This is a genomic window from Novosphingobium pokkalii (assembly GCF_014652855.1).
GTDB lineage: Bacteria > Pseudomonadota > Alphaproteobacteria > Sphingomonadales > Sphingomonadaceae > Novosphingobium > Novosphingobium pokkalii.
The window spans coordinates 170,828-182,758 of the sequence record NZ_BMZP01000004.1 but is presented as its reverse complement, the minus strand read 5'-3'; the positions used below and the strand labels follow the sequence as shown (position 1 = coordinate 182,758).

Annotated in this window: 9 protein-coding genes; 7 read left to right on the top strand and 2 right to left on the bottom strand. The window is 70.4% G+C overall.

From position 1 onward, the window contains the following. Together IE191_RS06075 and IE191_RS21300 are read left to right on the top strand one after the other, a co-directional pair. Nucleotides 1-825: a LysR family transcriptional regulator gene (locus tag IE191_RS06075; protein WP_191323459.1), complete on the top strand. Its 825-nt coding sequence runs from the start codon at nt 1-3 to the stop codon at nt 823-825. 110 nt (nt 826-935) lie between these two features. Continuing rightward, nucleotides 936-2,948 carry a putative bifunctional diguanylate cyclase/phosphodiesterase gene (locus IE191_RS21300; protein WP_229815134.1) on the top strand — a complete coding sequence of 671 codons (2,013 nt, stop codon included), beginning with the start codon at nt 936-938 and terminating at the stop codon, nt 2,946-2,948. Between the two features lie 295 nt (nt 2,949-3,243). Here IE191_RS21300 and IE191_RS06065 read toward each other — a convergent pair whose 3' ends face one another. After that, the gene (locus IE191_RS06065; RefSeq protein WP_191323458.1) at nt 3,244-4,512 is read right to left on the bottom strand and encodes a multidrug effflux MFS transporter; all 1,269 of its coding nucleotides are present in this window, start codon (nt 4,510-4,512) and stop codon (nt 3,244-3,246) included. 86 nt (nt 4,513-4,598) lie between these two features. Between IE191_RS06065 and dinB the strand changes: the two genes are divergently transcribed. Next, nucleotides 4,599-5,732 (top strand): DNA polymerase IV, encoded by a 1,134-nt coding sequence (dinB, locus tag IE191_RS06060; protein WP_191323457.1) that lies wholly within the window; start codon nt 4,599-4,601, stop codon nt 5,730-5,732. Here dinB and IE191_RS06055 read toward each other — a convergent pair. Next, on the bottom strand, nt 5,721-6,188 hold the full coding sequence (locus tag IE191_RS06055; RefSeq protein WP_191323456.1) for an NUDIX domain-containing protein: 468 nt from the start codon (nt 6,186-6,188) through the stop codon (nt 5,721-5,723). The two genes, dinB and IE191_RS06055, sit on opposite strands and share 12 nt — an antisense overlap. Before the next feature lie 150 nt (nt 6,189-6,338). Here IE191_RS06055 and IE191_RS06050 point away from each other — a divergent pair, with 150 nt between their 5' ends. Genes IE191_RS06050 through IE191_RS06035 form a run of 4 tightly spaced genes read left to right on the top strand, consistent with a single transcriptional unit; the run spans nt 6,339 to nt 11,930 of the window. Next, nucleotides 6,339-7,034 (top strand): type II secretion system protein N, encoded by a 696-nt coding sequence (locus tag IE191_RS06050; protein ID WP_191323455.1) that lies wholly within the window; start codon nt 6,339-6,341, stop codon nt 7,032-7,034. Continuing rightward, nucleotides 7,031-9,232, top strand: a complete 2,202-nt coding sequence (gene gspD, locus IE191_RS06045) for a type II secretion system secretin GspD (RefSeq protein ID WP_191323454.1) — start codon at nt 7,031-7,033, stop codon at nt 9,230-9,232. Before IE191_RS06050 ends, gspD begins: the two co-directional genes overlap by 4 nt. Beyond that, nucleotides 9,229-10,728 carry a GspE/PulE family protein gene (locus tag IE191_RS06040; RefSeq protein ID WP_191323453.1) on the top strand — a complete coding sequence of 500 codons (1,500 nt, stop codon included), beginning with the start codon at nt 9,229-9,231 and terminating at the stop codon, nt 10,726-10,728. The genes gspD and IE191_RS06040 overlap by 4 nt, the downstream gene beginning before the upstream one ends. Further along, entirely contained in the window at nt 10,725-11,930 is a 1,206-nt protein-coding gene (locus IE191_RS06035) for a type II secretion system F family protein (protein ID WP_191323452.1), read from the top strand. Before IE191_RS06040 ends, IE191_RS06035 begins: the two co-directional genes overlap by 4 nt. Nucleotide 11,931 lies beyond the last annotated feature (1 nt).

Genomic DNA, 11,931 nt, shown 5'->3' with positions numbered 1-11,931 from the left:
ATGAAGCGGACCCATCTCCCGCTCAACGGGCTGCGCGTGCTCGACGCCGCCGCCCGCCACCTGTCCTTCACCCGCGCCGCCGACGAACTGGCGGTAACCCCGGCGGCCGTGGGCCAGCAGATCCGCGCACTCGAAGACCTGCTCGGCGTCGTGCTGTTCCGCCGCACGTCCAAGGGCCTGGAGCTGACCGATGAGGCCGCCGCCGGGCTGGACGCCATCCGCGAAGGCTTTCTGCGCTTTGAAGAAGGCGTACAGGCGATGCAGGCGGGCCAATCCAGCCACGTCTATACCATTGCCTGCCCGCGCGATTTCTTTGCCGCCTGGTTCAGCCAGCGACTGGCGGCGTTTCGCGCGGACAATCCCGCGCTGCGCTTTTCGCTGGTGGGCGGCGATGGCGATATCGACTTTACCGAGGCCAACCTCGACCTGGCGGTGCGCTGGGCCGAGGGGCCGGGCGAGCTGGAAGGCATCCCGCTGGGCGCACCGCAGACCGTGATCGTGGCCGCGCCCGGCTTTGCCGAGGTCAGCGGCGAGAACGGCGATGGTACCTGGATCGGCTGGCCGGGCGATCCGGTGCCGGCGGGCGACGGGCGCGAAGTGGCTTTTTCGGTGGGCGATGCCGGCACCGCAATCAGCGCTGCGGCCGCTGGCCTGGGCAAGGCGCGCGTGCCCTATCTTCTGGCGGAATACGCGCTTTCCACCGGCCGGGTGGTGGCGCTGGGCGAGATCGAGACCAGCCGGCGCGGATACTGGCTGGTCGCCCCGCTGCCACAGTGGCGGCAGAAAAAGGTCAAGGCCCTGGTTGCCGCGCTGGCAGCGTCCTGACAGCCCGGCCTGATGGCTGGGCGACGGCAGGCGGCTTGACCACGCATACCACCTGTTAACTCGCTGGGCCTTATGGCCACCTGATGGAAGTCCTTAGCGGAAACCCTCAGGTGGCCGATCTTGGCGCGGGTGACTCCGCGCCAGAGCGGAGACCTGCGCGCCCGCGTACAAACAGCCTGGCAAAGCTGGTGGGCGCCGCGATCGGCGGGGCCAATTGGCGCGGCTTTCGCAGCGACACGATGGTGGCGGCCTATGCCCACAGCCTGTCGCGCCGCCTGCCGCTGCTATCGCTGCTGACAACACTCGGTGTCGGGCTGGTGGTGATGCGCTTCCTTGGCACGGTATCCTGGCTCGCGCTCTTGCCGGGCCTGGCGATGATGGTCTTTGCCAGCGAGCGCGGCTGGCACTGGCTCCCGGCGCGCGTGGCCAGCCGGCCTCTTGCCCAGCGGCGGGACGATCTGATTCGGCTGCCGGCCAGCGTGGGGCTTTCCGCGCTGCTGTCGGTTTCCTGGGCGCTCTATCTCTATGCCATGGGCAATGACGCGCAGCGCTCCCTGGTCTGTGTGCTGCTTTCGGTGGTGGCGGTGGCAGGCGTGCTGGGGCTGGCCCATGCGCCGGCGGCCGCCCTGCGCCTGGCGCTCACCTCCACTTTGCCGGCCTGCGTGGTCTATCTCGCCCTGGACGGCGCGCGGCTCTGGCCGATGGTGCTGGTGCTGGCGGTGGCCAATCTCACCGTGCTGGTCATGACATTCGGCTTCCACGCCGATTTCGTGCGGCTGGAACTGTCGCGCCAGCAACTCGCCCGGCGGGAACGCCTGGCCGCGCGCCTCGCGGAAACCAATTTCGAGCAGGCCTCCCGCGATGCCTTGACCGGCGCGCTCAACCGCCGCGCGATCCTGGCACGGCTGGGGCTGCACATGGCGCAGGATCGCGGTGGCGAGGGCCAGGCGCAGCCCTGGCTGGCGCTGCTCGATCTCGACGGGTTCAAGCATATCAACGATACGTATGGCCATGCGGCGGGCGACGACGTGTTGCGCGCCGTGGCCATGCGTATCGGCGCGATTGCCGGAGTCATGGCCCACGGCCGCCTGGGCGGAGACGAATTCGCGATCCTGTTTCACGGCGGGCTGGATGGGCCGGGCGTGGCCGCGGCGGCGCACGAACTGGCCCAGTCCGTGCGCGTGCCGGTGGTGCACAACGGCATCAGCCTGCGCCTGCATGCGTCGACCGGCATCCATCGCGTGCGCGGGCCGAATGTCAGCGCCTGCCTCGAACGCGCCGATGCGGCGCTCTACAAGGCGAAGAAGCGCGGCGATGGCGCCATCGTGCTGTTCGGGCCGGAAGACGAAGTGGCGTTGCAGCACCGCAGCGCCATGACGCGCCGGTTCAACGCCTGCGCGCTCGATGATCGGCTCTGCCTGCTCTACCAGCCGTTCTATGATGTCGACAGCCGTGCCGTCGTCGGCTTTGAAGCGTTTGCCCGCTGGTCGCCCGATGGGCAGGCCTGGCTGGCGCCCGGCGAATTCCTGCCGCTTGCCACCGCAACCGGCCGCACCGGCGAACTGACCCGCGCGGTGGTGGCCCGCACTCTGGCGGAATGCGATGCCTGGCGCCGGGGGTTGACCGTGGCGATCAATCTCAGCCCGCGCGACGTGACGCGGGAAGGGGCGGTGGAATCGCTCGATCGCCTGGTGCGCGATGCCGGGGCCGACCCGGCGCAGTTCCTGCTGGAAATGACCGAGGCCGCGCTGCTGGCCGATCCACGCCGCGCGCGGGCGCAACTGGAAGCCTATCGCGCTGCCGGCTTCCGCCTGGCGCTCGACGATTTCGGGGCAGGCTGGTCCAGCCTGTCACAGTTGCGCGACCTGCCGCTGGACATGGTCAAGATCGATCGCGGCCTGGCCAGTGCCCTGGCCAGCGATCCCGGGGCGCGGGCGATTGTCGGCACGATCGTATCGTTTGCCTGGCAACTGGGCATCGAATGCATGATCGAAGGCGTGGAGGACGAAGCGCAGGTGGCCACCGCCCGCGCCCTGGGCATCCGCCTGATGCAGGGCTATCACTTTGCCCGGCCAGAGCGGGTGGACGTGGCCCTGGCGGCCATGGGCCGCGCCGTGGCGTAAGCGGTTGGTGTGAGAGCTGACGCCAGACCTTATACCAACCTGCACAGACTGTGACCCATGAGGACAGCGTTTTGGCGGTTCTCGGCAAGGCGCGTCCGCAGGTGGGATGTGGTGCATCCTGCCAAGGGCGCAACGCAGTCCGAGGGTCGCCAAAACGCTGCCCGCAGGGTGCCCAGCCCCGCCCGCTGAGCTGCGTTGCAGCCTCGCGACGATGCACCACATCGCCGCTTCGGCTGCGCCTTGTCAGCGAACGGGGCTGGGCATCCTCATGGGTCACAGTCTGTGCAGGTTGGTATTAGTGCAGATCCACCAGCACGCGCTCGCCGCCGGGCGGGATCAGGCGGCGGAACAGGCGGCCGCGTTCGGAATAGAGCACGAGGCCGAGCGAGAGCAGGCCGCAGGTGACGAATGCCAGCGACAATGGCCGCGCCGTGCCATCATAGACCTGGCCGATGGCGATGCCGATCAGCGAGCCGATCAGGGTCCGCATGAACATCTGCATCGAGCTGGCGGCGCCGGCCGTGCGGGCAAAGGGTTGCAGCGCGATCGAGCTGAAGTTGGCGCCGATGAAGCCCATGGCGCAGATGTTGGCGGCCATCACCGGCATGAAGCGCAGCAGCGTCTGGTGCGGGCTGAACGCGAAATGCACCTGCACCAGGCTCAGCGCGATGCACACGAGCAGCGCGGTCTGCGACACGCGCCGCGCGCCGAAACGTTCGACGATGCGGGCGTTGAAGAAGTTGGAAAACGACAGCGACAGCGCCGTCGCCCCGAAGATCAGCGGGAAATAGCGGCCCGCGCCGAAGTGTTCGGCAACCAGTTGCTGCGAGCAGTTGATATAGCCGAACATGGCCCCGAACACGAGCGCGGCGCCGAGGACATAGCCGGCAGACGAACGCTCCATCGCCGAGTTGGCCATGTTGCGGGCGATCGTCAGCGGCAGGATCGGCTGGCGGTTGGCCGGATCGAGCGTTTCGGGCAGGCGCAGGAAGACCCAGCCGCCCATGATCGCCGCCAGCGTGGCCAGGACGCCGAAAATCCAGCGCCATCCGGCAAACAGCAGCACGAACTGGCCCACGCTGGGCGCCAGCATCGGCACGACCATGAACACCGTGGAAACCGTGGACAGGGTGCGCGCCATGCGGTCTCCGGCAAAGCGATCGCGCACGATCGCCGCCGGCAGCACGGCAACGCCCGCGCTGGACACGGCGTGCAGGGCGCGCAGGATCAGCAGCGTATCGAAATCCGGCGCCATCGCGCAGCCCAGCGCGAGCAGGACATAGAGCGCGATCGTCACCAGCAGCACCGGGCGCCGCCCATGGCGATCGGCCAGGGCGCCGGGCACCAGCGCGCCAACACCGGCCGAAACCAGGAACACGCCCACCACCAGTTGGCGGCGATTGGGATCGGACACGCCCAGATCGGCGGCAATCTGGCCCAGGCCAGGCAGCATGGCATCGATGGCCAGCGCCTGGAGCGCCATGAGCAGGGCCATCATGGCAATGAATTCGCGCCCGCCCAGCGCCTCGATCGGGCGCCGTCGGGCTGGATTATCGGATTGCATGGGTGCGCTATGGCAGGCGGAGCGTGTCAATCCAAGGTTTTGTTGCAGCCTTTGGCGGGCCGCTGTGGCATGATCGGCTGCGCCCCATGCCATTGCCTCCCTCCCCAACCGCCGCCGCTGCCGAAGATGCGCCGGGCCTGCGCAAGATCATCCATGTCGACATGGATGCGTTCTATGCCAGCGTGGAGCAGCGCGATGCGCCGGAATTGCGTGGGCGGCCGGTTGCCGTGGGCGGCAGTGCCGCGCGCGGCGTGGTGGCCGCCGCCAGTTACGAGGCGCGGGCATTCGGCGTCCGCTCGGCCATGCCCTCGGCCCGCGCGGTGCAACTGTGCCCCGAGCTGATTTTTCGCCGTCCGCGCTTCGAGGTCTATCGCGCGGTGTCGCAGCAGATTCGCGCGATCTTCCTTGATTACACGCCGCACGTGGAGCCGCTCTCGCTCGACGAGGCCTATCTCGACGTGACGCGCGACTTGCGCGGCATCGGATCGGCGACGCGCATTGCCGAACTGATCCGCCAGCGCATTCGTGCCGAAACCGGGCTCACTGCCAGCGCCGGGGTCTCCTACAACAAGTTCCTGGCCAAGCTCGCCAGCGACCAGAACAAACCCGATGGCCTGTGCGTGATTCGCCCCGGCGAGGGGGCCGCGTTCGTGGCCAGCCTGCCGGTGGCGCGGTTTCACGGGGTCGGCCCGCGCGGCGCCGAGAAAATGGCGGGTCTTGGCATTGCCACGGGCGCTGACCTGCGCCGGCTGGACCTCGCCACCTTGCGCCAGCATTTCGGCGCGCAGGCCGATTATCTCTATCGCGCCGCGCGGGGCATCGATCTGCGCGCGGTCATGGCCGACCGGCCGCGCAAGTCGGTGGGGGCGGAGCGCACGTTCGATCGTGATCTCTCGTCCGGCTCGGTGCTGCGTGAAACGCTGGAAACGATCATCGACCTGGCGTGGGACCGCATCGCCCGCGCTGACGCAAGCGGGCGCACGGTAACCCTCAAGCTCAAGTTCCGGGATTTTTCGGCGATGAGCCGGGCGCGCTCGGTGGCTGCGCCGATCGCCACCCGCGTGGCGCTGGCCGAGGTGGCCCGTGGCCTGCTCGACCAGGTCTTGCCGCTACCCCAGCCAGTGCGGCTGATGGGCGTGACGCTGTCCGCGCTCGATGAACCTGGGCAGGACGCCGATGCCGGTGCCACCGCGCCGGGGCAGGCGCAGCTACCGTTCTGACGCCAGCCACAGCGCGATCATCTCGCGCGTGGCGGCCGTGGTTTGCGCCGGCAGGGCTTCTGGCGGGAAGAAGGCCGCGTCCAGCAGTTCGCGCCCGTCGGGGCGGGGCTGCCCCTCGGCCAGGCCGGTGACCAGCGCGAGCTGGTTGATCCAGCCACCGCGATCGCGGCGATGATCGGCAAAGTGCACCGCCTCGTGCAGCGTGCAACCGGTCTCTTCGGCCAGTTCGCGCCGGGCCGTGGCAACCGGGCTTTCCCCCCGGCCCAGGCCGCCACCGGGCAGCATCCATGCCTCGCTCTGTTGGTAGCTGTGCCGGACCAGCAGCACGTGCCCGGCCGAATTGCGCGCCACGACCATGCAGCCAAGGACTGTTGCCCGGCGCCACCGCCACCAGGCCAGGCGCAGGCGGTGGGCGAGGCGCAGGGCGGCGCGGTGCAAGGGTGAGGGAAGGCGCATAGGCACGACGCTAGGCGCAAGAGCAACCGAAATCGAGGCTTTCCCGCATCCTGGGCACGGGAGGTCCGCCTATTCTGGCTCCGGCAATGGGCAAGGGCAACGATGGGCAAGCGCGCGCATGGCATCACAGGATCGACAGGATGGGCGGCCATGGCGCGGCCCTCGGCGGCGCGCGTGGCGGAGGCTGCCCTGCTGGCCAGCGCCGGGGCCTTGCTGGTCATGCTCGGCTGGGTCCTGCTGGTGCCGCTCGGGCCGCCGCCTGCGGCCGATGGCAGTGGGCCGGTAGTGCTTGATGCGCCCACGCGAGCCGGTCTGTTTGCACAATTCGATCCATTTGCGCGCGATGGTGCGGCGGCCGGTGCCGGCGGAGAGTCTCTGCCGCTGACGCTGCTCGGCACGCGCTCGGCGGCCGATGGGCAGGGCGGCGCGGCCATTCTGGCCGGGGCCGATGGCGTGCAGCGCGCGGTGCCGGTGGGGGAAGAGGCGATGCCCGGCGTGCGCCTGGCGCAAGTGGCGTTCGATCACGTGGTCTTGCAGCGGCCGGGTGGGGCCGTGGTGCTGCGCCTGTCCGGGGCGCGGCAAGAGGCGTCGGCTCCTGCCCCTGCCACCCTGCGCTTTCGGTTGAGCGAAGCGGGCGGAGTTCCCGCACTGATGGCGCAAGGGGCGGAAGGCCAGGCGCTGGGCCTGCTGCCGGGAGACCGGATCGTGGCGGTCGAGGGTGTTGCCGTGCGTGACGCCCGCGCCGCGCCGCAGCTTGAGGCGGCGATGCAGAGCGGGCGCGCCGTGGCCGTGACGGTGCTGCGCGGGGATCGCGCGCTGGCGCTTTCGCTGGGCGCGGCGCAATGACCGGCCAGAGCACGCGGTGGAGCGGTCTTGCCTTGGCGCTGGCGCTGGCGGGCCTGCTGCTTGGGTGGCCTTCGGCTGCCTCGGCGCAATACCGCCTCAACGTGCGCGAGGCGGACATGCGCGCCTTCATTGCCGATGCCGCCGAAGTGACCGGGCGGACCTTCATTGTCGATGCGCGGGTGGGCGGCAAGGTCAGCGTGGCGAGCGAGCGGACGCTGAGCGCGAGCGAGTATTTCGAAGTGTTCCTGGCCACGCTGCGCGCCAACGGGCTGGTGGCCGTGCCCACCGGCAACGGCGCTTTCCGCATCCAGCCCAGCGAGGGCGCGGCGAGCCAGCCGACCGCCGCCGCGCGGGGGGCCGGGTTGCGCAACCAGATGGTGACCGAAATCGTCCGCCTGCGCGTGGCCGAGGCGGCGCAGGCGCTCGATACGCTGCGTCCGCTGGTCAGCAAGGATGGCTCGCTCACCGCCAACAAGGCGGGCAATTCGCTGGTCGTGGTCGATTATGCCGACAACGTCGCCCGTATCCGCGCGCTGGTGCGCCAGATCGACCAGGATCGCGCCAGCGTGCTGACGCTCGACCTGGCCCACGCCGGCGCGCGCGAAGTGGCAACGGCGCTCACGCAACTGGTGGCGGCGGGCGAGGGCGGCCGCAGCCCGGCGAGCGTGGTGGCGGTGGACAGCGCCAATGCCGTGGTGCTGCGCGGCGATCCGCCCACGCTGGCGCGCTTGGCTGACGTGGCGCGGCGGCTGGACGCGCGCGCCGGGGAAGGCGGGGCGATCCGGGTGCTGTGGCTCGATCATGCCGATGCCGCGCTGCTGGTGCCGGTGTTGGAACGGCTGGTCGGCGGCGCCGGGGGAGACGCGAGCGCGGGTTCGGCGGCGCCGGTTTCGCTGGGCGGCACGAATGGCGCTGCCTCTGCGGCCCCAGCCAGTTCCCCGGCCAGTTCTGCTGCAAGCCCGGCGGGAGGCACTATCGGCGGCCTGGGCAGCGGGCCGATCCGGCTTGACGGCGGGCGCGGCACGGCGACGATCACCCGCTATCCCGGTGCCAATGCGGTGATCATTGCCGCCCCGGCCGACGAGCAACGGCGGCTGGCCGATCTGGTCCATGCGCTCGACCTGCCACAGCGGCAGGTGCTGGTCGAAGCGATCATCGTCGAGGTTTCCGACGAAGTGGCGCAGAAGCTGGGTGTGCAGATGCTGATCGGGGGCAAGGATGCGCCCTTTGCCGTGACCAGCTTTTCCAATGGCGCCGCCAATATCCTCGATCTGGCCGGCGGGCTCTATGCCGATCGGCTGGACCAGACCACCACGGTGATCAATGGCGCCACGGTCACCACCAGCACGACCAGCGCCACGGCCGACCTTTTGCGCCAGAACGCGGCGCAGGCGGCCTTGGCCGCGCGCGGAGGCATCGCCGGGTGGGCGACAAGTCTGGGCGGATCAGGCTTTTTCGGCACACTGATCGATGCCGTGCGGGCCGACAGCAATTCGAACGTGCTGTCCACCCCGCATATCGTCACCAACGACAACGTGCCGGCCTCGATCCTGTTCGGCAAGGAAATCCCGGTGGCGACGGGGGAAGCGCTGTCCAATTCGCTGGCCGGGGCATTCCGCACGATCCAGCGCCAGAACGTGGGAATCGAACTGGACGTAACGCCGCAGATCAACGCCGGGCAGGCGGTGCGGCTCGATCTGCGGCAGCAGGTCAGCTCGGTCGCCGGGCCGGTTTCCAGCAGCAACGGCGAACTGGTGGTCAACAAGCGCGAAATCCGCACCACGGTGACGGTGGGCGATGGCGAGATCATCGCGCTGGGCGGCCTGCTTGACGATGCGGAGCGGCGGACGCTGGAAAAGGTGCCGCTGCTGGGCGATGTGCCGCTGCTGGGCGAACTGTTCAAGTCGCGCAGCAAGAGCCACGTGAAGACCAACCTGATGGTGTTCATCCGCCCGACGATCCTGCGCGACGGGGCCGGACGTGCGGCGCTGACGGCCCGGCGGATGGAGGCGGTGCGCGGCGCGCAGGCGGCGTTCGCGCCGGGACAGGAACCCTCGATCGATGAACTGGTGGCCGATTACCTGGGCGTGTCCCCCGGCGCGGTGTTGCGCCCGGCGGCAGTGCAGGCGGGGGACGCGGTGATCGCGCCGCCACCGGCCGCGCCTCCGCCGGCCGGGGCGACGGAGCGACGACCATGATGCTGGGGCAGGACAGCGCGCATTGGCAGCCGGACTATACCGTGGCGCGCGATTCTGGCGTGCTGGTGGAAGGGTGCGGGCCGGGCGGCGTGGCGCTGGTGCTGCGCGAAGGGGCGAGCGCGCTGGCCTTGCTCGAAGTGCGCCGCGTGGCCGGGCCGATTGCCAGTTGGCGGCGGGTGGCGCCCCCGGCGTTCGAGGCGCTGCTGGCGCAGGTCTATGGCGATGGCACGATGGCCGCCGCCGAGGATCTGGCGCGCGCGGACACGCTGCCGGCCGGGTTCGACCTGCCGAGTGCCGAAGACCTGCTGGGCAGCACCGACGACGCGCCGGTGATCCGCCTGATCAACGGCTTGCTGGCCGAAGGGCTGCGCCAGGGCGCGTCCGACATTCATCTCGAACCCTATGAACAGGCGTTGGTGGTGCGCCTGCGCCGCGACGGGCAACTGGCCGAAATCCTGCGCTTGCCTGCCCATGTCGCGCCAATGCTGGCCAGCCGGATCAAGGTCATGGCCCGGCTCGACATTGCCGAGCGGCGCTTGCCGCAGGATGGGCGCATGGCGCTCGATCTGGCGGGGCGGCTGGTGGACGTGCGCGTATCGACGCTGCCATCGCGCGCGGGGGAGCGGGTCGTGCTGCGCTTGCTGGACAAGGCGCGCGCCGGGCTCGATCTGGCCGCGTTGGGGCTGGATGGCGCGGCCGAGGCGGTGTTGCATCGCGCCTTGGCCCAGCCCAATGGCATCGTGCTGGTCACCGGCCCCACTGGTTCAGGCAAGACCACCACGCTCTATGCCGCGCTCGGCCGCCTCAACGATGGCGCGCGCAATATCCTGACGGTGGAAGACCCGGTGGAATATGCGATCGATGGCGTGGGGCAGACGCAAGTCAATCCGCGTCTCGGTCTCACTTTCGCCGCCGGGCTACGCGCCATCCTGCGGCAAGACCCGGACGTGGTGATGGTCGGCGAAATCCGCGATGCCGAAACCGCGCAGATTGCCGTGCAGGCGGCCCTAACCGGGCATCTTGTGTTGGCGACGGTGCACACCAACGATGCCGCCGGTGCGATCACCCGCCTGCGCGACATGGGGGTGGAGCCGTTCCTGCTGGCCGCGACCCTGCGCGCGGTGCTGGCGCAGCGGCTGGTGCGGCGGCTGTGCCCGCACTGTCGCGCGCCCGAAGCCATGCCCGCGCCGCTGGCGGCCACGCTCGGGCTGGAGCCGGGCAGTGTCGCCATGGCGGCGCCGGGCTGCGCCGCCTGCAACGAGACCGGGCATAGCGGGCGCGTCGGCGTGTTCGAGGCGCTGTGGGTGGACGATGGCCTGCGCCGCCTGCTGCATGACGACGCCGGAGAAGATGCCCTGGCCGCACATGCGTTCGGCCTTGGTGTTGGCGACGCGGGTGGCGCGCCGCGCTTGGCCGACGCGGCGCGCGCACTGGTGCTGGCCGGCACGGTCAGCGCGGCGGAGGCGGCGCGCATCCTGCGGCAGGACCAGGGATGAGCGGGCCGGCGTTCGTCTATCGCGCGGTCGACCGGCAGGGGCGCGCGCGGGAAGGGCGGCTGGCGGCGGCCGATCCGGGCGCGGCGCGGGCCGATCTGGTGGCACGCGGCTGGCATGTGGTGCGCCTCGATGCGGCGCCACGCGCGCCCGTGCCAGCGGGCCGCCTGCGGCTGGGCTTGCGCCAGCGCGCCTTGTTCACCCGGCAACTGGCTGCGCTGGTTGCCGTCAGCCCGGTAGAGGAAGCGCTGCGCACCATGCTGCGCCAGGCCGGCGCCGGGCGCGAGGCGGGGGTGATCGGCGCGATCCATGCCGGGGTATGCGAAGGGCAGGGACTGGCGCAGGCCATGGCGCGGGCGCCGCGCGCTTTTCCGCCGGTCTATCGCGCCATGATCGGTGCGGGGGAAAGCGCCGGGCGCCTGCCCGAGATTGCCGCGCGACTGGCCGACCTGATCGAGCGCCAGGCGCAGGTGCGCGCGCGCCTTGCCGGGGCGTTGGCGTATCCCCTGGCGCTGGCCGTGGTGGCTGTGGCCGTGGTCACCGGCTTGATGGTGGCGGTGGTGCCGCGCGTAGTGGAGCAATTCGACGCGGCCAGCCGGCAATTGCCGTGGTTGACCCGCGTGGTCATCGCCGTTTCGGGTTTTCTCGCTGCCTGGGGCTGGGCCGTGGCGCTGGGGCTGGCGCTGGGCGCGCTGGGCTTTGCGCGGGGGCTGGCCTGGGCACCGTTTCGCGCGTGGATGGATGCGACCCTGCTACGCCTGCCTCTGCTGGGGCCGCTGTGGCGCGATGCCCAGGCAGCCGCGCTGGCGCGCACGCTGGCGACGATGATCGCCGCGCGCCTGCCCCTGCTCGAAGGCTTGCGGCTGGCGGCGCAGACGGCAGGCAACACATCCCACGCCCGCGCGCTGGCGCAAGTGGCGCAAGGCGTGCGCGAAGGTGGCTCGCTCGCCAGCGGCCTGGCCCAGGCCGGGCTGTTTCCCCCGCTGCTTGTCGCCATGGTCGCCAGCGGGGAGGCATCGGGTCAGCTCGGCGCCTTGCTCGAAAGCGCTGCCGACGCGCTCGATCGCTCGTTCGAGGCGGCTGCGGCCACGGCGCTCGCCCTGCTGGAGCCGGCGATCATCGTCGTGATGGGCGGCATCGTGGCGCTGATCATCCTGTCGATCCTGCTGCCGATCCTGCAATTGCAAACCCTGGTTGGACCCTGAT